This window comes from Edaphobacter acidisoli (genome assembly GCF_014642855.1).
GTDB classification, from domain to species: Bacteria; Acidobacteriota; Terriglobia; order Terriglobales; family Acidobacteriaceae; genus Edaphobacter; species Edaphobacter acidisoli.
Genome location: NZ_BMJB01000001.1, coordinates 1788245 through 1811080 on the forward strand (window position 1 = coordinate 1788245; position 22836 = coordinate 1811080).

The window sequence follows — 22836 nt, forward strand, 5'->3', positions numbered from 1 at the left end:
CGCACGCGATGAATAACATGGTTGCAATGCGGTGGAGATTGCTGGCAGCTTTGGCTGCGATTGCAGCAGCGTGGATGTGGGGCGCTCTACCGGCTCGGGCGAGCAGTTCGGATGCAGGCAGAGTGCATCTTGAGAGCAATGGGATTGGCTTTCAAATGGAGCTCGCCGAAGGACGTTACTCCTTCATTGAGAATGGGCACGCCGCGGTTACTCAGGATGCGCGGGCCGGAGTCTTACTCGCCGGCAGCCCGGTCAGCTTCAGGCTCGATGCCCCCTGTTCCTCCACCGAATGCCGTTTGACAGGAACCAGCGCTGCCGGCGAGCACATCCATCTAACTGTTCGCCTCTCACCTCATCGCGCAGAACTGATCGCATCTCCTGAAAAGCCCGGTGAAGAGTTGCGCTTTGTTACCAGCGGCGCTGCTCCTGCCTATGGCCTGGCGGACCACGCCGTCGAAAATGAATTCAAGCCTCTCCCACAACGGCAATACAATACCGATATCAGCGGATTCGCTGACGATACCCTGCTCTCCGGTCAAGGTATTGCACGTCTGGTCAGCAATTTCGTTATCTATCCCCGTCAGCGCTTTGCCGAACTCCTCGTCGATCCCACCATGAAGATCGTACATACGTCCTCGGCGCAGATTGTGCAGGGTGTTGTGCACTCTCACGCCGAGGAGCATCTCTACTACTTCTTTGGTGATCCGCACGCGATATACGCACAGTACCTCGCGGTACGCAATGCCGAAGGCTATCGCGTCTTCACTCCGAAGTATCGCGCCTTTGGTGTTGGCTGGGAAGCTTTCGGTGCTCTCGGGTGGAACACGAATGCAACCACCGTGCGCGAAAGCGTGGATCGTTACATAGCGGAGGGTTATCCACTACGCTGGATGGTGATCGGCTCCGGCTTCTGGCCTGACGCACCCGAGATGCACGAGACCACCTCCTTTGGTCTCTGGGATCATAAGAAATATCCCTACCCCAAAGCATTTATCCAGCACTTCAGGTCGGAGCATCTCGACGTGATGCTGGGTCTGCGCATCACTTTCATTACCACTGGGCCCTACTCCGCAGAGGGTGTTGCCAAAGGCTATTTTCTCCAGAAGGATGGCAAGCCAGAAGTCTTTCATGGAGGTTGGCCGCGGATGCCCTACTACCTGCTCGACTCGCATAATCCTGAGGCACTCGACTGGTACATGGATCTTATCAAGCGCTGGCAGGCCTACGGTGTCGACGGTTGGAAGGAAGACTTCTATGGCTACGGCGGCTACGCGCTACGCGACGACAAGGTCGATCCCGTCAACGACAGATTGATGGAGGAAGGCCAGCTCGTTATCGAACGCAATGGCTACCTCTCATCCAACGGCGATCTTCACCGCATTAACGATTTTAACTTCGACCAGAATCAGGATCGCGGCCCTGTCAACGCGCTGGCGCTCGCATACTCCGGATTTCCTCTCGTCTATCCGGACATCGTCGGCGGCACATTCGGAGAAAATCGTTTTGCCTCGCAGCGCACCGAACGTATGCAGATCTACATGATGCGAAACGCGCAATGGGCCGCTTTGCACAGCAGCATGGGAATGGGCGAACCACCCTGGACCTTCTCACCTGAAACCGCCAAAGTCATGCTGCAGGCCGCGCAGTTGCACCAGCGCATCGCTCCCTATATCTACAGCAACGCGCTGCGGTTCGCGCACGACGGCTATCCCTGGGCCATGACTCCGCTGCCCATTGCATTCCCCGACGATCCCAACGTGTATGGGCGCGGAAACGCGACTGTCCGCGGATACGAGTGGCTGATCGGCGACGCCATGCTCGCTGTGCCGCTTTATGGCAACGACTACGCCGAGGCGACTGCGCGCGACATCTACCTGCCGGCAGGCAACTGGATGGATTTCGACACAGGCAAACTCTACAGCGGACATCAAACGCTGAAGGATTTCGCTCTGCCTCCCGGCAAGACGCCACTGTTTATCGGCGGATCGGGCATCACGCTGGAGAATCGCGGAGGCAAGCTGCTCGTCTGCATTTATCCGGTTGCCGAGCACGCCGAGGTAAGTCTCACCCTCCCGCAAGGTGGCGCGCCTGTATATGTGGAGGTGCACGGCCTGCGGGGCATGAAGCAATGGGAGAACGCCACCATCGTCGACCGGAATGGCAAGACCATAGCTACGGATAGAAACGGATTCGCTTTTACCTTTGTGCCGCAGGCAGGCGTGAGCTACCGCGTGCGCGCGCTCGGAGTTTCAACACATTAGTTACTCGCAGGGGGGATCGCGCATATGGGGATGGACCGTAGAAATTTTGTGCAGCGTGTTCTGTTGGCATTGGGAGCAGCCGGAACAGGAACTCCGTCGCAGGCTCAGGCAACAACCCCGCGGCTCGATGTTGCCGATGCCGAAGGATCGCAAGGATATATCCGCCCTGGCACAATCGAGGTCATCCGCCGGTCCTTCGATGTTGTCGTAGTCGGCGGCGGCATCTCTGGAACCTGCGCAGCCATCAGTGCCGCACGCAACGGCGCGCGCGCCGCGCTCGTTCACGAGCGTTCTGCATTGGGCGGGAACTCCTCAAGCGAAGTACGGCTCTATCCCGAAGACACCTGCGGGTTCAGTCCGTGGATCAAGGAGTCGGGCATTCTCGAAGAGATGGAGGAAGAGGAGCGTGCGCGTAACTGGGAGTCCCGCATCGAAGGCATGATGAACTCAGAGTGGGATCTGGTGTTGTACGAGTGGGCCAAGCGCGAGAAAAATCTAACGCTGTTTCTCAATACGACCATGCGCGAGGTTGTTATGCGAGACTCTGCGCATATTGAGGCGATTCGCGCACCGCAGTTGGGGACCGAACGCGAGTTCATTCTTTCTGCACCCATGTTCATCGACTCAACGGGAGACGGCGTGCTCGGCTACCGCTCTGGAGCTGATTTTCACTGGGGCAAAGAAATACGCGCGAAGTACAATGAGACGCTCGCTCCAACCGAACCGACCCATGGACTCATGGGCAATACACTCTTCTTTCGCGCACGCGATACCGGCAGTCCCATCCCTTTCAAGCGCCCGGAATGGGCCGCAGAATTCAAGACCGAAGACGACCTCACGGACCGGGATCACGGACATTTTGAGTGCGGCTACTGGTGGATCGAAGTTGGCGCGCCGTTGCATCCGATCCACGACAATGAAGAGATTCGCGACGAAGCACTGCGCCAATTGTTAGGAGTCTGGGACCACATTAAAAATCGTTGCACCCATGACGATGTACGTGAAAAAGCGAAGAACTATGCGCTCGAATTCGTCGGCTTCTGGCCGTATAAACGCGAATCGCGCAGGATCCTCGGCGATTACGTACTGACGGAGAAAGATGTACGTAACCCTTCCATTCATCCAGACGACATCGCCTACGGATCGTGGGGCATCGACATCCATGTGCCGGGTGGAATTCTTAAGCAGCATATTCCCCCCTATCCACCGCCGCGCACTGATGAAAACTTCCAGTATCGCAGTACGATTCCGTACGGAATTCCTCTACGCTCCTGTTACTCGCGCAACGTTCGTAATCTATTTACGGCTGGCCGGCCAATAGGAACGAGCTATGTCGCTTTCGCTTCCTCGCGTGTGTTGCCGACAGGTGCGATTGTAGGACAAGCAGTGGGCGCTGCCGCTGCACTCTGCATGAAGCATGCATGCGAACCGCAGTTAGTCGCACAGAAACACGCAAAGGAACTGCAACAACTGCTTCTCCGCCAGGATGCATCCATTCCCGGCGTCGTTAACGAAGATTCAGCCGATCTCGCGCGGCGCGGTACCGTAACTGCAAGCAGCGAGGCCGCTCTCGTTTTTCCGGAGTCTGACTCATTCCATTCCGCACATTTCGCCCTCGGTCAGGTCTTCCCTGTCTCGACAGATCAGCTACACGCTATCGATCTTTTGCTGCAGTCGAATGCCACACAAGATCAGCGCGTGATCCTCAAGTTACGGCGTATCGAACACGTTTGGGATCTTCGACCCTCGCCATCCATCGCCAGTGCCTCCGCCACAGTTCTTGCGAATCATAAAGGATATGTTCGCTTCACGTTGAATGCACGCACAAAGCCCGGTGGTTTGTATTTTGTCTGGATTGAGGCGCAGCCAGAGATCAGTTGGGCTCTCCACAGCGATCTCCCGGGCGAGCCATCGAAGACACCCGTGGGCTCCACTGCTGCGGACCTACCTCCTGGCAATAGATGGCGTCCGCTAACCGGCGGACATGTTTTCACGATGCACACGATACCGGAGCAGAAGCCATACGGGCCGCAGAACATCGTGTCCGGAACCAATCGTCCCGACATGTGGACGAATATCTACATTTCCGACGCGGCTGAGCAGCTTCCTGTATGGCTCGAGCTGAAGTTTCCATCACAGGTGCGGTTGAATACCGTACAGATCACCTTCGATACCGATACCAATAGGAGGATCCAACTTCCTCGTTTCCGTTACCCCGAGTGCGTCAAACGCTATGAGATTGACGCCAAACTGGCTGGCGACTGGAAAACGCTTGCGCAGGAGGACGACAATTACTATCGCCGTCGCGTGCACCACTTTGAGACCGTGACCACAGATAGATTACGTATTCGTCTACTCGAGACAAACGGAGCTCCGCAAGCCCGCGTCTATGAATTACGTGCCTATCATGAAGAGACGTGATCGTTACGCAGCGTTTTCTTGTCCCGTTCGCGCAACGAGCTCCACAGTAGTGCCAGCGCTATCGGATGCAGAAACATCATGGCGAAGAAGAGCGGCAGATAGCCGTGGGCCATCACAACACGGCCAATGATCTCCATGGAGACCATACCCCCGAATCCGCTGCCTGCCGCAATCAACCCGAATGCTGTGCCGAGTTGTGATGACGGAAACAGATGGACAATGCTTGCTGAAAGGGTGACGAGCCAGGCCATGTGCGCCAGTGCAATCACCGAAGCAATCAGCACGCTCGCCATCACATTCGGCAACGTGGCCGCCAGTGGGCTGAGCGGCAGCAGTGCGGCACAGCAAAACATCACACGGCGATAGGTTTGAGCTGGAGTAAGACCGCCCTGAATGAATCGCCCCGATACAAATCCTCCTAATAGGGTTCCGGCGCCTGCAAACAGATAGACAAGCCAACCCATGCGCGCAAGATGGGCCAGCGTCAAATGCCTGGCGCTGAACATGTATTTTGGATACCAGAACAGAAGAAAATACCAGATCGGATCGGTAAGTCCGCGAGCGACCATGAAGCGCCACGTTGTGGCGTTAGCGAGCACGGCTCGCAACGAGGGCTGCGCAACAGCCCGGACCCTTGCCGACTCCGATGTGCTTTTTCGCACCGACGGATAGGCAGATAACCACAGCGGCAGCCAGAGTAAACCCGCCGTACCATCAATCACAAAAACCGTCTTCCACGGTAAATGGGCGACAATGGCGGCGATTGCAGGTAATGCAATGACTGCGCCCACTGTCGAACCGAGCGTATACACGCCGATGGCCAGCGAATGGTCCTTCTTCGGCAACGTCTCGCCCACCACCTTAGGCGCAACTACCCACAAGCCAGGCTCACCGAGCCCGAGACAAAAGCGCGCTACGGCCAGTTGCCCAGCGGTGCGCACGATCGCTGTTGCAGCCTCCGCTGCCGACCACCACCCTACAAAAATAGCCATGCTGGCGCGTGTTCCCAGCCAATCGGTAACGACTCCGGCAATTGCGTACGAAAACGCGGAAGCGAGTAGAAATAAGCTGACAATATGGCCGTAGCCCTCGTCGGAGAGGTGAAACAGAGCCTGAAAACGTGGCGCGATGACCGAAAGGCTTTGCCGGTCGAAGTAATTGATTAGCGCCACCAGAAAGATGAGCGCAATGAGATACCAACGACGGGAAGGAAGAAGCCGGAAGCGGGGCGCATCTTCAGTGCATGTCGGCTCGGTCGGATTCAATTGCAGCGCACCTCAAAGATTGCAGGCGGCGCGGGCCCCCAGGCTCGCAGGGAAAGTTCAATGCCAGACGTGGATATTGGCTGGGGAAGCATCAGTCGCCAGTGCGTATGGTGATTCTCACTGACTACCGCCAGAGTCTCTCCCTCGGCTGTACGTAGGTCGAAGGCCGTGAGACAACCTGGCATAACGCGCTCTGGGTGCCCCATCAGAATCGATTCCATGGGGTGATCGAAGTCGGTGTCAAAGGTAACCTGAATACTGCGAATTGTGCGTGGTTGATCCCATACAAGACGCAGCCATGGCGCGTTGTCGTCACGCGACGGTGCCCATGCGTTCACACCGCACCAAGGGCGACCCCACCCATTCACCACCATTCGCGGCTCGTAACATTGCACACCGGGAGCAATAGTCACCGCAAGATTCCGTGCTGCCGGCCTGCGCTCCGGCAACCAAAAAGCGAAGCTATCAACACCAGAATCTTCCGGCGGGCTCTGCACCACGCTTTTTGCTACCATACGATTCATTTTTTGCCACAGGGTCAACACACCGGGGAACTGCTGACGACTCAGATGCAATGATATGCCTGGAGCGGGATGAACAATGAGAAAGACATGCGCATCCTCATTGAGCCTCACGTCAAAACGAAATGTAGCTGGCAGTGAAGTTCCCGCAAAAAGTGAGGTAACGGCTGAAGCCAGCTTCACATCCGGAGTCGCGTTTCCAGACCGGGAGGACTTCCATATCTCCGCATGTAGAGAAACGGGGGCGACCGCATCTACCAGCAACGTAAACTCCGGTACGGCGCCAGCAAGAAGAGGCAGCAAAAGCGCACACGGTGTTTCCGCTGCATGCAACTCCCCGCTGCTTTGGAGTGCGTCAAGAACGAGGGTGCTGCTAGAACTGATGTGGGCCTCAGGCGCCTGGTCATCGGCATCGGCCGCGCGCACCCCAGGAATATGTTGACCTGTGCGGAGCAGCCGCTGCTGAAACCGCCTCATACGCTCGGGCTCTGCCACCTGGCGCGGGAGAATCTTCTCTTCTACACAGAGCGCAGCAGCCATGCCGACGGCCTGGGCATTGTGAGCACAAGTCGCCATCACGCGCGTGGACCCGAAGGCAATGTGCGAAATGCTGAGGATGCGGCCAGCAAGAAAGAGGTTGGGAATATTGCGGCTATACATGGTGCGGTAGGGTATCTGATACACGCCCTTCGAGTGCCATTGGGTACAAGCCGGCTCGGGGCTGAAAACTCCCTTTGCCGGATGCAGATCGATCGCCCAGCCGCCAAACGAGGCGGCATCAAAATGTGTGCGTTGCTCGACAATATCGTTCTGGCTGAGAATATAGTCGCCCTCAAAACGGCGGCTCTCGCGCTTGCCGGGAATCATCCCCATCCATTCAAGTGTCAAATTGGCGACGTCGGGGAATTCTCCGGAGTTTTTAATGTAATTCCAGACACCATAAGCCACGCGCCACAACTCCCACTTGATCTGCTCTGTGTCGTGGATCGTATCTAAGCCGCCGCCATACTCCAGCCACCAGAGTCGACAGCCAGAATCAGTCACCCTCAACTCGCGATGACGGACAATTTCCTTGATGTTCTTTAAGGCGAATGCCGGCGGAATAAACTGTACCGGCCTCGCTGTATCCCGACTGTAGAAGTAGAGCGAATGGCCAAGCAACTCATGAATGGGTACAGACGGAGCTAGTTTTTCTCCGAACTCCGAAGCCGCCTCCGCTCCCATGCGAAAGGCCGCACCAGCCAGAAAGCCGAGGATGCCGTCACCGGACGCGTCGCAGAAGAGCGAGGCGGAAATAATATATTCCGTCTGGCTCTGGCTACAGAAAGTGGACACACTCTGAACGACGTCCTGTGCATCTTTTTCGAGCGCACTGGCTGTGGTATTCAGTAGCAGCGTGATGTTTGGTTCGCGTGTCACCCACTCCAACAGAAGCGAGTCGAAAATTACCGGATTGCCCTCTGGATTCCGCCACAGATTCTCCACCATGATCTCGTCGACAACGCCGCCCTCGCGCGACCAGCGATTGTTATTGCCCATGTGAGAGGTAGCTCCCAGAATCCACAGGCGCACCTCTCCTGAAGCGTTGCCTCCAAGCACAGGGCGATCCTGAACGAGAATCACTCGCAGGCCCTCACGCGCCGCTGTAATGGCGCAGCAGACTCCAGCCATGCCTCCGCCGATTACCGCAAGATCCGCGTCAAGGCACTCCCGGCGTAGCGATCTGCCCTCGGGATTGAACTCATGAATGAGCATGCGGAACCAACCCTTGGATGACTACTGCGTTGCCGAGGACAAAATCCGGCGTAAAAAAGTCGCCGAAGGCCGTTTGGAAGAGCGCATAGCGCGGATATAAAAATAGAGCCATATGCCTTATATTAAGCGTTCAACTTAAGAAATTCAAACGATTGCGTACATGAACAATATTTCGCAAAATACTCTCTCAATCCGGTTCCGTACAGTAAATTCCGAAATGCCTGTCCCGAGGCCGCTGCACGCAAATTAACGCTGGCATCAGAGATGAGTTAGAACCCTAGATTCCTCCCAAAGGGACACATCTTCTGAGACTTTGTTCTAAAGGCGTGCCCCTTAGTGGCACTCGTATCGCAACTCGCCTCTTGCACGTGGTCTTTTACCGTTGCCTACCTGATCGCCACACAGATGAGTAGGGCCTGTAGGAACTATGCGGCTGGCAGATTCTCCAGTCCAAGGTCATGCCTACAGCGGGGCGCAGTCCTCTTCAGGCAGATTCGCGCACAATGAGAGGTGCATCCAGATAGATACGGCGCGTTTTCGTAGTCTGTGCCTCGACTGCCTCAATCAAAAGCTCCGCCGCCTTTTTGCCGATCTCAAACGGCTGTATAGCAAAAGTCGTTAATTGCGGCTTGAGAGCGGCCCCGATCGAAAGATCTCCACGGCTTAGAATGCTGATGTCCTTGGGGATGCGGAGCTGTAACTCGTCGAGTGTTCGATATATATCCGGCACAAGTTGATCGTCCGCGCAGAAGATCGCTGTCGGAGGGTTTTTCAGCTTAAACCAGGGAACCAGCTTATCGTGTAGCAAAGTCGCGTTATACTCACTGCAAAAATAAAGCCTTGGATGAAAGCGCCCGCCCGATTTGGCAAGCCCTGACTTGAAGCCGGAGAGAAGCTGCTCCGTCATGGGGCTCTTGACAGCTCCGCTGATCAGCGCGATTCGCTTATGCCCATGCTTGGCCAGATATTCAGCGCCGCGCCGCCCGATCGCCGCGTCATCCACGCCGACATAGTTGATCTGATTGTCGCCCGCATAGCAATTCGCCATCACAAACGGAATATGCGCCTTGTTCAAGTCATCAATACTGTTCTTCATGTCTTGTAGAGAACACAAGCGCGTGTTCAGTACGACAACGCCGTCGACAAAGCGACTTTGCGTCAACTCGCCTTTAGTGATCCGTCCGCTCTTCGCGCTGTGCGAATAGATCATCAGATGATAGCCGCGTTCCATCAGGCAGCTCTGGATTCCCGCAAGCACGCCGGCGATGAAGTTGTTGAAGAAGATCGGGTCGTGCGAGGGAACGACAAGACCCAAAATACGTGTAGATCCCCGACTAAGCGCACGTGCAAGCCCGCTGGGTGCATAACCCAGCCTTGCAGCTATTTCAAGGATTTGCTTTCTGCGCTCGGCACCCACTCGAGGCGTCTTCGGATCGTTCATCACGAGCGAGACTGCAGCTATCGATACATTGGCCGCCTTCGCAACATCGTAGATAGTTGCCATCCCACCCCTGAAGAATGCGAAGAAATCATATGCCCCGGAAAACTCCTCCTGATTGTAGAAGACGGTCTTACCGTTGTAAATCTGGGCTTTATCAGGTGCAAATTGATCTCTTCGCAACGATCGTATGCGTGCTGCAGAACCATCAACGATCAAACCCATTCCGATTATGTGCTCTTCACCCGCCTGAACCGTAGCGCGCTGTATGTCTGGGCCATTAAGGGTATTGTTGGCCTCTTCGCCGGGTTTATTTTCGACTTTGTTGGGACGATGGCTTTAGGGTTCGCGCCGTCCAAATAGTGCTGCTTATCATGTTCCTCGCACTCCCCCTCATTGCGATGAGCTGGATCATTAATTCGCTCGGGTGTACGAAAACCTGCCTATTCTTCCTGGAATGACACCCATCTTCCCGCATGTCATCTCAATGTTTCATTTAATTTGATAGTTCGTTGTAGTCGACGCCGTGCGTGAGGGCCAGCTCGATGCCAATATCGCGCCGACAGAGTACTTCCAGATGAACCAGATCGGCGAGCACTCCTTCACGCTCGCCGTGCGCACCTCGCAACAGGAGAGCATACTCCTCCCCGAGTTGGTGAGCACGCTGCATCAGATCAACCCGAACCTGGGTGTCTCCAACGAAGCCACCATGATCGAGAAGATCGACACGACGCAGGCCGCCCTGTTGCATCGCTTCTCTGCATGGCTGGTGGGAGGCTTCGCAGCCATGGCGTTGGGATTTGCCACAAAAGCCGCAAATGCTTCGGCCGTCAACCACCTAAGTTGTTGAAAGTTATGGTGGGCACAGCAGGATTCGAACCTACGACTTCCACCGTGTGAAGGTGGCACTCTACCGCTGAGTTATGCGCCCTCGGCCGCGATAGAAGACATTGCATCTTCCGGCTTCAGAGTCCATAGAATAGCACTCCAAACCTACTCATGGCCAGGTATCCCGTCCGGAACCGACCTGCGCCATTATCGCCATGAGCCCCGCCTCTCCGGCGGTACAATTGTCCAGCAGCAATGGCCGTTCCATCCCCCCATTCCGAAAGCTCCCGCTCCTTCGAAGCCCCCTCCACCGATGGGTTAGGGCAAAATTTGGGCGAAATTAACGGAAAGCCGCAACCGGGAGCAGAAGATGGGGTTATGGAGGATATGGCTACGCTGGCGATCAGCCCCGGACTACTCGAAGACCTGCAGGCGGCTGAGTCCCATCACGCCGCAGGCGATTTCGCCCAAATGGACGACGCCGTCATTATGCTGGAGCTCCGTACCGGCAACATGGCTGGCTTCGACTACCTGATCCAGAAGTATCGCAAGCCAATCATCCGTTTCATGTATCGGATGGTCCACAATCAGGCCGTAGCCGAAGAGTTAGCGCAGGAGGTTTTCCTGCGGGTCTACCGCTCGCGCGAGACCTACCGGGCTGAAGCACGGTTCAGCACATGGCTCTACCGCATCGCCACCAACCTCGGGGTCAACCACGCGCGCGATACCCGGCGCGAACGGTCCGCCTCAACTGTCTATCTGGACGAGCCCGATCCGGAGTCCGGGACTACACCCGATGTCGCTGATACCGCCCCGGACGTCGAGGCAAAGATTTTGCGCCGGGAGCGTATGGAGGCGATCCGGCAACACGTCATGTCTCTGCCGGAAAGGCAGCGCATGGCCGTGCTGATGCACAAGTACGAAGGCATGGACTACCGCCAGATCGGCGAGGTACTGAAGCTGAGCGAGTCCGCAACCAAATCGCTGCTCTTCCGCGCGTATCAAACTTTGCGCGAGAAACTTAAGGATTTTATCTAGCCCTTTGGGGCACCACGGCACGCAAGACATATACAGGACGCGCCGATAGAAACGGATGGAAAGGATCAGACCATGAACACGTCAACGATCTGCCAAAACACGAAAGCCGCTCTCCCAGATCTCTTGCTGGATCCAGCAGCATCCACAAGCGCTGCAGCACGAGAGCACATGGACGCCTGCCCAGGCTGCCGCGAAGAATTCCAGCAGCTTCAGGCCACCTTTGCCTTGCTCGATGCCTGGGAAGCCCCGGAGCCTTCCCCCTACTTCGACCAAAAGCTCGCTGTTCTTCTCCGCGAAGCCCAGAACGAGCCGCCCGCTGGTTGGTTTGAGCGGCTGCGCTCGCGGATGATGTTCAACACCGGCCGCCAGTTCCGCCCGGCGCTTGCTGGCGCTCTTGCGCTGGTTCTTCTGGTCGGAGGAGGCACATTCGCTGACCTGTCACTCGGCCATCACCCTGCCACTCCACAAGTCTCGGCCACGGTCAACGACCTCCGCATCATGGACACGAATGATCAGGCGTTCCAGACGATGGATCAGCTCATGCAAGACGAAAACGCCCCTGCTGACACCAACACGGCCACGCCGCCTGCAAGCTAAACTGCGAATATTTTTCACCCAAAGAAGGGAGACGAAGCACGGAAACCTCACTGGACGGATTAAACTGTTCCAGAATTTTTTTATGCCCGTCGTACTCCGGTAAAGCCCATGCACGCAATGGCCAAAACCCGAAAGCTGCTGCCACTCATGCTCTCCGTCATGCTCGTGAGCGGTGGTGCGTCTGCAAGCTGGGGTCAACGCGGCATGCACTTCGCTCGTCAGGTACGTCCGGCCGCACGCCAGACCCAGCACCCGGCGCAACGCCAAGCGCAGCCTCCCAGGCCCAACCCCGCCATGCGCCAGGGGCCAGGCCAGATGCGCAATCAGGAGCATCTCGGCCAGTGGATGCAGCAACACAGCAACATGTCGCTGGCTGACCAGCAAAAAGCACTCGACAACGAACCCGGCTTTCGCAGCCTTCCCCCCGACGTTCAGCAGCGTTATCACAACCACCTGGCTCAGCTCAACGCCATGCCTCCTGCCCAGCGCGAGCGCTGGCTCGCCCGCACTGAAATGATGGAGAGGCTCAATCCCGCTGAACGCCAGCAGGTACGCGGCGCCATGCAGCAGTTGGGCTCACTTCCCGTAGATCGTCGTCGCCTTGTCGCACGCGCTTTCCGTGATCTGCGCGAGATGCCACCAGAGCAGCGCCAGACCATCCTGAACTCGGACCGCTTCCGCGGCCAGTTCAGCGATCAGGAGCGAGGAACGCTATCCAATCTCCTTCGCGTCGAGCCGTACCTGCCCATCACTCCATCGAACGAAGCGCCCACACAGGGCAAGTAAGCTTAAATCACCACCAACGAGAGATAGCCGCCCGAAGGCGGCTATTTTTCATTGCGGAGTTGGGAAAGGGCTACGGAAGCAGGACACCGTTTTGCTTCGATGATCCGGCAGGGGGGAGTGTCACTGGACTGTTTTGCGATCATGCCAATCGGACTTGGCTGGGGTGGATCGCAAACGTGCAAATTGCTGAATCCGGTACATCTCCTTCAACGGTCTCCTTCTCCCGTAGTGCTAGCCATTCTGCACGGAAACACTTGCCGGTCCAATACAACTTTTGCTCGCGAACCTTCCCACTAACGCTTTATTAGCTTCGTAACATGTTCTTCACAAGAAAGAAAACATTCGCTGGCCGCTCCGCCAATCTGCGCATGAAGTATGGATACCACTCCGGCCCGAACGGAACATACACCCGTACACCGAAACCCTCTGCCACCAGCCTTCGTTGCAAATCGCGCCTAATCCCATAGAGCATTTGAAACTCAAAGGCGCTCTTGTCTACATCTTCGTCGCGCACAAACAAACGCATCGCATCAACGATCGCCTCATCGTGCGTTGCAATACCACAGAAGACGCCGCTGCCATTGTTCCGATACGTCACCATGCGCTTCATCAGCTTCACATAATTCGCATCCACATCCGCCTTCGCGGCAAAGGCGACATCAGGTCCTTCCTTGTATGCGCCTTTGCACAGCCGTATGCGAATTCCCTGCCCCAGCAGCCGCTCCGCGTCGGCTTCCGTGCGATAGAGATAGGCCTGCAGCACCGTGCCAACGCTCCCGGGAAACCGCGCTGCCAGGCCTTCCGTGATCGCAATCGTCGCCTCCGTATACGGCGAGCCTTCCATATCGATCCGCACAAACGACCCTGCCTGCGCCGCATGTTCGACCATCGCACCGACAATTCGCTCCGCGAGAACCGGGTCGAAGTCCATCCCCACCTGCGACAGCTTCACGCTCACATTCGCATCAAGTCCGCGCTCCACAATCGCATCCAGCAGCCGATGATAGATCTCTGCCGAAGCCTGCGCCTGTTCCGCAACCGTCACGCTTTCGCCCAGCGAATCAAGCGTCGCCCGAATGCCTTCGCGGTTCAGCCGTTCGCACGCAGCAACAGCGTCCTCCACCGTCATTCCAGCAACAAACCGGCTCGACAGCCTTCGGCCCATTGCCGACCGTTCAGAAAATGTGCGTAATTGTCTATTTTGGGAGAGCGCAATGAACCCGGACCGAAGCAAATGCAAATACCGTACCCCTTCTTCTCACGCGGCATTGTGCCACAGCGAGGGTACGACCGGCGAGTGGCCGAAGATCAGCTTGTCCTGCGAAAGGACTATCGCCCGGCCTGGGCCCGCACCTTCACCACCGGCGGCGTCACCATCGAGCTGGTGTCCTTCATCTCCGCGATCGCTCTGTCATAGCGTCCAGCCAGCGAGTTGCCACGAATCCGCGCCATATCTTCCAGCATCTTCATGCCATCTTTCAGGTAGCTGATGCGGCTGCGCTCGTCGTGCCCCCACGTCACCGGAACCTCGCGAATCACGTACTTCAGCTTGCGCGCAATAAACAAAATCTCCGGATCGAATCCCCACCGTTCAATCGTCTGCAACCGGAAGATCACCTGCGCCGCCGGCCGTTTAAAAGCCTTGAACCCGCACTGCGTGTCCTTGAACGGAAGTCCCATCACAGTCCGTGTAATCCAGTTAAAACAGCGGCCGAAGAACTGGCGATACAGAGGCTGATGAATCGTCTGCCGTGCCCTGTCCAGCCACCGCGACCCAATCGCCACATCCGCGCCGTTGTTCAGAGCCGCAAATAGCAAGTTGGCCTCTTCCATCGGGGCCGAAAGATCAGCGTCCGTAAACATCACAATGTCGCCAGCCGCCTGCAGCAATCCGTTGCGCACGGAATAGCCTTTGCCTCGATTGCCTGGGTTCTGAATCAGGTGCAGGCGAGGATGGTCATTCATCCACCGCTGCACAATCGCTGCCGTATCGTCCTTCGAGCCATCATCGACAACAAGGACCTCGGCGTCCCATCCCTGTTCCGTCACACAGCCCAGCACGCGTTCCAGCGCCTCGTCGATGCGTGCGCTTTCGTTGTAGGCCGGAATCACGATGCTGAGTTGAGGATGCGCCATCAAGGCTCCTGATCTTCTCCGAGACACATCCCGGTGTTTCGTACACTGCACGCAGACTGTGGGGAGAGGATTCCGCGATTTATTGTACTGTAACGATTAGACGCGGCAACATTTATTTGAGTCTCATCTCAAATTTCTGATTTGGGTCTATAGATGGCCTCTCCTCCTGACCAGGCCTGTTTGCCGCCCACATCCCTGTCACGATGCCCGTCTCCCTGCTACACTCCTCGACATGCCGGAAGACTTCGTTCCACCGCCGCCTCCGCCGCCACCTGTCCAGCCGCCGACCTACGCCCGCCCCTACGGCGCAATCCCCTACGGTGCAGCGGCGCAGCCTTACGGTAGCCCCGCTTACGGACCACCACCCAGTCGCCGGTCCGCGTGGTTCTACATCGGCATCATCTGCGGCTGCATTGCCGCGGTCTTTCTACTCTTCTCCGCAATGGTCTGGTACACCGCGCGCTCGCTCAGCGGCAACTCATCCAGCCTCGGCTTCGACGGCAAACGCATCGCCGTCATTGACATCTCCGGCATCATCCTCTCGCCCGATGACATTGACACTCAACTCCGCCGCTTCGGCGACGACGACTCCGTCAAAGCCATCATCCTGCACATCAACTCGCCCGGTGGCGGCGCCGCAGCATCACAGGAGATCTACCACGAGGTCATGCGCGTCCGGCAGGAGAAGCACAAGAAAGTCATCGCCTCAGTTGAATCCGTCGGAGCCTCCGGCGCCTACTACATCGCCTCAGCCTGCGACAGGATCTACGCCAATCAGGCCTCCGTCGTCGGCTCCATCGGCGTCATCATGGAGTGGACCAACTACGGAGATCTGCTCCGCTGGGCCAAGCTCAAAAGCGTCACCATCACCCGCGGCGACCTCAAAGATGCGGGCGATCCAAGCCGCGACATGACACCACAGGAGCAAGCCTACTTCCAGTCCCTGGTCGATAACATGTACGGCCAATTCATCCACGATGTCGCCGCTGGCCGCCACACTACCGAAGACAAGATCAAACCTCTCGCCACCGGACAGGTCTGGACCGGCGAGCAGGCCTTGCCTCTCGGCCTTATCGATAAGATCGGCGGATATCGCACTGCGTTGCTCGACACCGCCCGCGCAGTCGGCATCTCGGGCGAGCCAACCATCGTCCGCCCGCCATCCAACAAAAAAGGCCTTTTAGCCCTGTTGACCGACGACGGCGAGGACCTGTTCCCCAACCCCAGCCAGATGCTCAACCGCGCTCCGGGCTTCTACTTCATGTGGAAGTAAGCTTCGGAATTGCCGACTTTACGCACTATCCGCCCTGTTTTCAATACACAGGCATAAAAGAAAATACATCTTTTTTGAAATTTGCTGTGACCTGTCCGCTCTGTCCTGCATCTCAAGGCATTGCAGCCAAGTAGTTACTCTTATCAACGTTTTTCATTGCCTAAAATGCTCCGATCTCATTTACAATCAACAACAACGCAACCATTCATGGAAACGTTGACTGCCCTCCCTCTATCGAAAGGAACTCGCTCATGACCAAAGCCGATCTCGTAGATAAAGTCACAGAACTGGGCGACCTTACCCGCCGCGATGGTGAGATCATCGTCGATACCCTCTTTGAGGCCGTCATCGGCGCGCTTAAATCAGGCGACAAGATCGAGATACGCGGCTTCGGCAGCTTCCGCACGCGGCAGCGCAACGCCCGCACCGGACGCAACCCGAAGACCGGAGCCAAAGTCGACGTACCGGCCAAGCGCGTCCCTTTCTTCAAGCCTTCAAAGGAGCTGCGCGACTCCGTCAATCCCGACGGCCAGAAAAAATCCACACCGCGAGCCGAAGCCAGGTCCGTCGATCCGCATCATCCTCCCGCGATGTAGCTGCAACACGCACGCATCGTCGAAGAAGTCGAAGTCGAAGAAAAGGAGCGCAACCCCGCGCTCCTTTTTTCATCTCATCGAGCCATTCGGACCACGCAGATCGCCGTGTACTGTGCAGAGAAAGCGCGCCACTGCAAGAGTACCCTCCTGGCAAGCAATACCCATCCTTCCAATCGAGCGATGCACATTCTGCGCTGGTAGCATACAGACATGCGCTGTCTGCTTTCGCTCGCCGTCATCTTCTGTTTCTCTGCTATATCTCTGACTGCGCAAAACTTCCCTCTTCCTGCTTCATCTTCCAGCGCCGATCCACTCAGTCCACCCCCCAGTACCACTGCGAATCCCCTTGAGCAACCAACCCTGAGCCCCGGCGTCATACTGCTGATGGAGCTTGACGGGCGTTTTGAAAAGGCAGTTGAAGAGGGCGGCGGCAAAGCCTTCGCAAGTTGGTTCGCAAACGACGCTGTCATCCTTAGCAACGGCAAACCAGCCGTCATGGGTCACACTGCCATTACAGAGCAGTCGCATTGGGATCCCAAGGCCTACCAGCTCACATGGGCTCCTGAAGGCGCGCAGATGGGCCCATCGAACGAGATGGGTTTCACGTGGGGGCATTATGAGGGTCGCTCCAAAGACAAAAACGGACAACCCGTCGTCATCTCAGGCCGCTATTTCACTGTCTGGAAGAAGCTCCCCAGTGGAGACTGGAAGGTTGCCCTTGAAGCCAGCGCCGACGCTCCTCCCACGTCCGGGGAGTGCTGCACGTTACCAAAGCCATAAACACCCGCTAACCCTTAAGTAGGAGTGTGCAAGTTATTGCATACAACTACGATTATCCCCGTCACATGAATGCGCTCCTGGTCAAAGACGAAGCCCTCAGGATTGAAGCCCTCAACCAATACGAGGTCCTCAATTCGACGCCGGACCCTGCACTCGACGACATCACCCGGCTCGCTGCACAGATTTGCAACTCTCCCGTAGCAGCTATCTCCCTCGTCGGCTCCGATCGCATCTGGATCAAATCGCGCTTTGGCATGGAATCCACCGAGCTTGCGCTCGGAACTCTGCCCTGCGAGACGACCATCATGGGCGACACAATCTACGAGATCTCCGACGCCCGTAACGACCCTGACTACGCCCCCCAAGGCATCCTCATCGAAGGCAGCGCCTACCGCTTCTACGCCGGAGCGCCTCTCACCACCCCTGGTGGTGTCTCCATCGGCTCCTTGCTCGTCCTCGACCACCCCAGCCGGATGCTCTCGCCAGAAGAGTCCTCCGCGTTAACCGTCCTTGCCCGCCAGGTCATCACCCGGTTCGAGCTCAACGCCCGTGTCCGCCTGATGGATCGCGCCGCACGCTCTCGTCAGCGCGTCGAATCGGCACTCACCGTCGAGCGCAACTTCGTCTCCGCCGTACTCGACACCGTCGGCGCACTCGTCGTTGTCTTCGACCCCGCCGGCCGCATCGTCCGCTTCAACCGTGCCTGCGAGATCGCCTCAGGCTACGACTTCCACTCCCTCGTCGGCCGCTACGCCTGGGACAAAGTCATCCCGCGCGACGAAGTCCCGGAAGCCATCCACACCTTCGAGCGCATCCGCTCCGGCAACTTCCCTACATCGTTTGAGAACCAGTGGCTCAACCGCGACGGCACCCTCCGCCGCATCGCCTGGTCAGCCACCGCTCTGCTCGACACGCAGGGCCAGGTCGCCTTCATCATCGCCACCGGCATCGACGTCACCACCCAACGCGCCGCCGAAGCCACGTTGCGCGAAAGCGAAGCAAAGTACCGTCAGATCGTCGAAGGTTCACTCGGCATGGTCTGTACTCACGATCTGCGCGGCACGCTGCTCTCCATCAACACACACGGCGCCGAGACCATGGGTCTCACCCCCGACCAGATCATCGGCCACACCCTTGGCGAGTACATCCGGCCCGATCGTCATCCCGGCATCAACGCCTATCTCAAGCGCATCAGCGAAGTCGGCGAAGCTCAAGGCATGCTCCATCTCATGCATACCGACGGAGAGGAGCGCGTCGTCGCCTTCCGCAACAAGCTCATCGTCGTACCCGGGCGCGCTCCCTACGTCCTCGGCTTCGGCGTCGACATCACCGAACAGGTCCGCGCAGAAGGCCGCCTCCGCACCCTCACCCGCCAGTCCGACTCCATCCTCGAGTCCGTCGGCGACGGCATCTACGCCATTGACCTCGATGGCAACGTCACGCTCGTCAATGCCGCCGCCGAACAGATGCTCGGCTACAAACAGAGCGAGATCCTCGGTCAGAACATGCACCAGCTCGTGCACCACACACGCGCCGACGGCACACCCTACCCCAAAGACGCCTGTCCCATCCGCAAGAGCCTCTTCAACCTCGAAACCGTCCGTATCTCCAACGAGGTCTTCTGGCGCAAGGACGGCACCAGCTTCTCGGCCGAGTACGTCGCGCGCCCGCAAATCGACACGCATTCCTCAACGGACGGCAGCCCCAAGGCCGTCGGCGCCGTCGTCGCCTTCACCGACACCACCGAGCGTCGCGCGCTCGACCGCATGAAGGACGAGTTCATCTCCACCGTCTCGCACGAGCTGCGCACGCCGCTCACCTCGCTGCGCGGCGCGCTCGGCCTGCTCGCCGGCGGAGCACTCAACGCGCGTCCTGAGAAGACGCAGCAGATGCTCGACATCGCCATCTCAAACACCGACCGCCTCGTCCGCCTCGTCAACGACATCCTCGACCTCGAGCGCATCCAAAGCGGCAAGACAGAGTTTCGCCCGACCATGTGCAGCGCAGAAGACCTGCTCCGCCGCGCCGCAGGCGTCCAGCAGGCCCGCATGCCGAAGCCGGACATGCGCATCTTCTTCGCCGCTCACGGCGTCAACATCTGGGCCGACCCCGACCGCATCCTCCAGACGCTCAACAACCTCATCTCGAACGCCATCAAGTTCTCGCCGTCGGGCAGCGAAATCAATCTCATCGCCCGCTATCTCGACGAGGACGAAGCCATCATCGAAGTCAGCGACCACGGCCGCGGCATCCCCGCCGACAAACTCGACCACATCTTCGAGCGCTTCCAGCAGGGCGACTCATCCGACTCGCGCGCCCTCGGCGGCACCGGCCTCGGCCTCGCCATCTGCCGCAGCATCGTCCAGCAGTCCGGCGGACGCATCTGGGCCACCAGCGAAGTCGACAAAGGCACCACCTTCCACTTCACCTTGCCCACCAAACCCAGCAACAACCTGCGCTAAAACCTCGTGCGCAAATCCATCGCGCCGTGGAGTATACGAACAACGCTCAGTGGCGCTGACTGTGGATCATAAACGACCACATAGTTGGCATAGGGCAATGCAGGTAGGAAACGCAGCCTCTTGTGTGTCAGGTCTGTTCGTTCCTTCCCGATCAAAGGCATCGCAGCCGCATTGGCACAGGACCGATAGATGGCCTCTTCTACGCGATCCGCATAGCGCACGCTGTCTCTCGCAATGTATTGCCAGATTCCGATCAGGTCACGCCGGGCAACAGGAGTAAGTCGATATGGCTTCACGCGGCAGAATTGTTGCGAAGCCAGTTCTGCTTCATCGCGTTCATCTCGCGTTTGACTTCCTCACTGTCCATCAACTCGCCGCGCTCGGCCTCTGCCCAGCCCTCTTCGATCATTGCGCGTATCTCGTCCCGATGCTCGGCCATCCACACCTCGTGCTGATGCTGTGTCGCCAGAACTTCGGCGACATACGCATCGACACTGGCGTAGCCAGCTGTAGCAGCGTCGTTACGAACCTGTTCTTCCAGCTCCGGACTGAGACGAATCGTCATGGCCGTAGTGTAGCAAAGCGGTTCCGGCCGAACTACTCTTCGTTCTCCCTCAGCTTCGCAAGTACGCCGAAGTCCTCAAGCGTAGTCGTATCGCCCTTCACGTCGCCTGTCGTCGCCAACTCACGCAGCAGACGCCGCATGATCTTCCCGCTGCGCGTCTTCGGCAAAGCATCTGTAAACCGCACATCATCCGGCCTCGCCAGCGCGCCAATCTCCTTGGCGACCCACTGTCGCAGCTCCTGCCGCAACTCCTCCGAAGGCTCCTGGCCTCCTTCAAGCGTCACAAACGCGGCAATCGCCTGCCCCTTCATGTCATCCGGACGCCCAACACACGCCGCCTCCGCCACCTTCGGGTGCGCCACCAGCGCCGACTCGATCTCCATCGTCCCCAGTCTGTGACCGCTCACGTTGATCACGTCATCGACACGCCCCATCAGCCAGTAGTAGCCGTCCGCGTCGCGCCGCGCGCCATCGCCGGTGAAGTAGCTTCCCGGAATATCGCTCCAGTAGGTCTTCTCGTATCGCTCCTGGTCGCCATAGACCGTCCGCGCCATCGAAGGCCACGCCTTGCGAAACACAAGCAATCCACCCTGACCATCCGGCACCGGCTCGCCCGAGCGCGTCACCACCTCAGGCACAATCCCAAAGAACGGGCGCGTCGCCGAACCCGGCTTCGTCGGCGTCGCGCCCGGCAGCGGCGAGATCATGATCGTCCCCGTCTCCGTCTGCCAGTACGTATCCACAATCGGGCAGCGCTCCTTGCCGATCTCGCGGTGATACCACATCCAGCTCTCCGGATTGATCGGCTCACCCACCGTCCCCAGCAGCCGCAGCGATGCCAGCGAGTGCTTCCGCACCCACTCATCGCCCCACTTCGTAAACGCGCGAATCGCCGTCGGCGCCGTATAAAACACCGTCACCTTGTGGTCGTCCACAATCTTCCAGAAGCGGTCATTCTCCGGCCAGTTCGGCGCGCCTTCGTACATCATCACCGTCGCGCCGTTCTGCAGTGGCCCATAGACCACATAGCTATGCCCCGTCACCCAGCCAATATCCGCCGTGCACCAGTAAATATCGTCCTCGCGCAGATCGAAGACATACTTCGACGTCAGATACGTCTGCACCGCATAGCCACCCGTCGTATGTACCAGCCCCTTCGGCTTGCCCGTCGTGCCCGACGTGTACAGCAGATACAGCGGGTCCTCCGCATCCATCCACTCCGCCGGACATTCCTTTCCCGCCGCCAGCATCGCCTGGTCCCACCAGATATCGCGTCCCTCTTTCATCTCCACCGGCGAACCCGACCGCTTATACACCACCACGTTCTTCACCATGGAGCACTTCTCCAGCGCCTGGTCCACAATCGCCTTCAGCTTCACCTCGCCGCCACGCCTGTAGCTCGTATCCTGCGTGATGATGGCAACGCAACCCGCATCGTTCACGCGGTCCGAGATCGCATGCGCAGCAAATCCGCCAAAGATCACCGAATGAATCGCACCAATCCGCGCACACCCCAGCAGCGCAATCGCCAGCTCCGGACACATGCCCATATAAATCGCCACACGGTCGCCGCGCTTGATGCCCAACCCCTTCAGCACATTGGCAAACCGCTGCACCTCTTCGTGCAGGTCGGCGTAAGTCAGCCGCCGCACCTCGCCCGGCTCGCCCTCCCACAGAATCGCCACCTTGTCCTTGCGCGCACCCAGCGCATGACGGTCCACACAGTTGTGCGACAGATTCAGCTTGCCGCCCACAAACCACTTCGTATGCTGCGCCTGTCCGTCGATCACCTTCGTCCACGGCGCGAACCACTCCAACTCCTTCGCTGCATCGGCCCAGAACCCCTCCGGATCTTCCACACTCCGCCGGTACATCGCCTCATACTGCTCCAAACTCTTGATGTGCGCCTTCGCGGCAAACTCCGCGGGCGGCGCAAACACCCGGTTTTCTCTAAGGCTTGAATCAAGGTTCTTGCTTTCTTCCAACGTAGCCACGCACTACCCTCCAGACCGAATCGAAGCTGAAATTTCCACCCACAAAAAGGTACGCTATCGGCATAAACAGCGGCAACTCATCCACTGGTGAACAATTTCATCTCGCAACTTCCCCACGAT

At 58.0% G+C, this 22836-nt stretch carries 18 protein-coding genes and 1 tRNA gene; 10 read left to right on the plus strand and 9 right to left on the minus strand.

What is annotated here, in order from left to right; translation table 11 throughout:
• The first annotated feature begins 8 nt into the window (after positions 1–8).
• Together IEX36_RS07205 and IEX36_RS07210 are read left to right on the plus strand one after the other, a co-directional pair.
• Complete coding sequence (locus IEX36_RS07205; protein ID WP_188758575.1) at positions 9–2261, plus strand: TIM-barrel domain-containing protein; 2253 nt, start codon at positions 9–11, stop codon at positions 2259–2261.
• A gap of 30 nt (positions 2262–2291) precedes the next feature.
• Complete coding sequence (locus tag IEX36_RS07210) at positions 2292–4682, plus strand: FAD-dependent oxidoreductase (protein WP_188758576.1); 2391 nt, start codon at positions 2292–2294, stop codon at positions 4680–4682.
• Here the strand turns inward: IEX36_RS07210 and IEX36_RS07215 are convergent.
• The 3 genes from IEX36_RS07215 to IEX36_RS07225 all read right to left on the minus strand — a co-directional run bounded on the left by IEX36_RS07215 (position 4667) and on the right by IEX36_RS07225 (position 9886).
• Complete coding sequence (locus IEX36_RS07215) at positions 4667–5947, minus strand: MFS transporter (protein WP_188758577.1); 1281 nt, start codon at positions 5945–5947, stop codon at positions 4667–4669. The two genes, IEX36_RS07210 and IEX36_RS07215, sit on opposite strands and share 16 nt — an antisense overlap.
• Positions 5944–8223, minus strand: a complete 2280-nt coding sequence (locus IEX36_RS07220; protein WP_188758578.1) for an FAD-dependent oxidoreductase — start codon at positions 8221–8223, stop codon at positions 5944–5946. Before IEX36_RS07220 ends, IEX36_RS07215 begins: the two co-directional genes overlap by 4 nt.
• 484 nt (positions 8224–8707) lie before the next feature.
• The gene (locus tag IEX36_RS07225; protein WP_188758579.1) at positions 8708–9886 is read right to left on the minus strand and encodes a LacI family DNA-binding transcriptional regulator; all 1179 of its coding nucleotides are present in this window, start codon (positions 9884–9886) and stop codon (positions 8708–8710) included.
• A gap of 301 nt (positions 9887–10187) precedes the next feature.
• Here IEX36_RS07225 and IEX36_RS07230 point away from each other — a divergent pair, with 301 nt between their 5' ends.
• Positions 10188–10511 carry a hypothetical protein gene (locus IEX36_RS07230; protein ID WP_188758580.1) on the plus strand — a complete coding sequence of 108 codons (324 nt, stop codon included), beginning with the start codon at positions 10188–10190 and terminating at the stop codon, positions 10509–10511.
• A gap of 6 nt (positions 10512–10517) precedes the next feature.
• On the opposite strand, the gene IEX36_RS07235 is transcribed toward IEX36_RS07230, so the two are convergent.
• Positions 10518–10592, minus strand: a tRNA-Val gene (locus IEX36_RS07235).
• Between the two features lie 275 nt (positions 10593–10867).
• Between IEX36_RS07235 and IEX36_RS07240 the strand changes: the two genes are divergently transcribed.
• The 3 genes from IEX36_RS07240 to IEX36_RS07250 all read left to right on the plus strand — a co-directional run bounded on the left by IEX36_RS07240 (position 10868) and on the right by IEX36_RS07250 (position 12910).
• Positions 10868–11527 (plus strand): RNA polymerase sigma factor, encoded by a 660-nt coding sequence (locus IEX36_RS07240; RefSeq protein ID WP_188758581.1) that lies wholly within the window; start codon positions 10868–10870, stop codon positions 11525–11527.
• 72 nt (positions 11528–11599) lie between these two features.
• Positions 11600–12124: an anti-sigma factor gene (locus tag IEX36_RS07245; protein WP_188758582.1), complete on the plus strand. Its 525-nt coding sequence runs from the start codon at positions 11600–11602 to the stop codon at positions 12122–12124.
• Between the two features lie 117 nt (positions 12125–12241).
• On the plus strand, positions 12242–12910 hold the full coding sequence (locus tag IEX36_RS07250) for a DUF3106 domain-containing protein (protein WP_188758583.1): 669 nt from the start codon (positions 12242–12244) through the stop codon (positions 12908–12910).
• Positions 12911–13214: 304 nt separating this feature from the next.
• On the opposite strand, the gene IEX36_RS07255 is transcribed toward IEX36_RS07250, so the two are convergent.
• Together IEX36_RS07255 and IEX36_RS07260 are read right to left on the minus strand one after the other, a co-directional pair.
• Positions 13215–14075 (minus strand): proline dehydrogenase family protein, encoded by an 861-nt coding sequence (locus IEX36_RS07255; RefSeq protein ID WP_188758584.1) that lies wholly within the window; start codon positions 14073–14075, stop codon positions 13215–13217.
• 164 nt (positions 14076–14239) lie between these two features.
• Positions 14240–15046, minus strand: coding sequence for a dolichyl-phosphate beta-glucosyltransferase (locus IEX36_RS07260; RefSeq protein WP_188758585.1), 807 nt, complete (start codon positions 15044–15046; stop codon positions 14240–14242).
• 232 nt (positions 15047–15278) lie between these two features.
• On the opposite strand from IEX36_RS07260, the gene sppA reads away from it, so the two are divergent.
• From sppA to IEX36_RS07280, 4 genes are all read left to right on the plus strand, one after another.
• Complete coding sequence (gene sppA, locus IEX36_RS07265; protein WP_188758586.1) at positions 15279–16319, plus strand: signal peptide peptidase SppA; 1041 nt, start codon at positions 15279–15281, stop codon at positions 16317–16319.
• A 251-nt stretch (positions 16320–16570) separates the two neighbouring features.
• On the plus strand, positions 16571–16915 hold the full coding sequence (locus IEX36_RS07270; protein ID WP_188758587.1) for an HU family DNA-binding protein: 345 nt from the start codon (positions 16571–16573) through the stop codon (positions 16913–16915).
• Between the two features lie 210 nt (positions 16916–17125).
• On the plus strand, positions 17126–17695 hold the full coding sequence (locus tag IEX36_RS07275) for a YybH family protein (RefSeq protein ID WP_188758588.1): 570 nt from the start codon (positions 17126–17128) through the stop codon (positions 17693–17695).
• A 26-nt stretch (positions 17696–17721) separates the two neighbouring features.
• Complete coding sequence (locus tag IEX36_RS07280; protein WP_229668780.1) at positions 17722–20157, plus strand: PAS domain S-box protein; 2436 nt, start codon at positions 17722–17724, stop codon at positions 20155–20157.
• Here the strand turns inward: IEX36_RS07280 and IEX36_RS17705 are convergent.
• From IEX36_RS17705 to acs, 3 genes are read right to left on the minus strand one after another with little or no spacing between them, the layout of a single operon-like run.
• Positions 20154–20453: a type II toxin-antitoxin system RelE/ParE family toxin gene (locus IEX36_RS17705; protein WP_188758589.1), complete on the minus strand. Its 300-nt coding sequence runs from the start codon at positions 20451–20453 to the stop codon at positions 20154–20156. The genes IEX36_RS07280 and IEX36_RS17705 overlap by 4 nt on opposite strands.
• Positions 20450–20722 (minus strand): hypothetical protein, encoded by a 273-nt coding sequence (locus tag IEX36_RS07290; protein ID WP_188758590.1) that lies wholly within the window; start codon positions 20720–20722, stop codon positions 20450–20452. The genes IEX36_RS17705 and IEX36_RS07290 overlap by 4 nt, the downstream gene beginning before the upstream one ends.
• Before the next feature lie 32 nt (positions 20723–20754).
• Positions 20755–22716: an acetate--CoA ligase gene (acs, locus tag IEX36_RS07295; RefSeq protein WP_188758591.1), complete on the minus strand. Its 1962-nt coding sequence runs from the start codon at positions 22714–22716 to the stop codon at positions 20755–20757.
• Positions 22717–22836: the final 120 nt, after the last annotated feature.

Bases quoted from the DNA above. Each gene is read 5' to 3' on its own strand.
- IEX36_RS07250 (WP_188758583.1), top strand. From the start codon at position 12,242: ATGGCCAAAACCCGAAAGCTGCTGCCACTCATGCTCTCCGTCATGCTC.
- IEX36_RS07260 (WP_188758585.1), bottom strand. From the start codon at position 15,046: ATGGCGCATCCTCAACTCAGCATCGTGATTCCGGCCTACAACGAAAGC.
- IEX36_RS07255 (WP_188758584.1), bottom strand. From the start codon at position 14,075: ATGGGCCGAAGGCTGTCGAGCCGGTTTGTTGCTGGAATGACGGTGGAG.
- IEX36_RS07275 (WP_188758588.1), top strand. From the start codon at position 17,126: ATGCGCTGTCTGCTTTCGCTCGCCGTCATCTTCTGTTTCTCTGCTATA.
- IEX36_RS07220 (WP_188758578.1), bottom strand. From the start codon at position 8,223: ATGCTCATTCATGAGTTCAATCCCGAGGGCAGATCGCTACGCCGGGAG.
- sppA (WP_188758586.1), top strand. From the start codon at position 15,279: ATGCCGGAAGACTTCGTTCCACCGCCGCCTCCGCCGCCACCTGTCCAG.
- IEX36_RS07290 (WP_188758590.1), bottom strand. From the start codon at position 20,722: ATGACGATTCGTCTCAGTCCGGAGCTGGAAGAACAGGTTCGTAACGAC.
- IEX36_RS07210 (WP_188758576.1), top strand. From the start codon at position 2,292: ATGGACCGTAGAAATTTTGTGCAGCGTGTTCTGTTGGCATTGGGAGCA.
- IEX36_RS07245 (WP_188758582.1), top strand. From the start codon at position 11,600: ATGAACACGTCAACGATCTGCCAAAACACGAAAGCCGCTCTCCCAGAT.
- IEX36_RS07240 (WP_188758581.1), top strand. From the start codon at position 10,868: ATGGAGGATATGGCTACGCTGGCGATCAGCCCCGGACTACTCGAAGAC.
- IEX36_RS07225 (WP_188758579.1), bottom strand. From the start codon at position 9,886: ATGGGTTTGATCGTTGATGGTTCTGCAGCACGCATACGATCGTTGCGA.
- IEX36_RS07270 (WP_188758587.1), top strand. From the start codon at position 16,571: ATGACCAAAGCCGATCTCGTAGATAAAGTCACAGAACTGGGCGACCTT.
- IEX36_RS07205 (WP_188758575.1), top strand. From the start codon at position 9: ATGAATAACATGGTTGCAATGCGGTGGAGATTGCTGGCAGCTTTGGCT.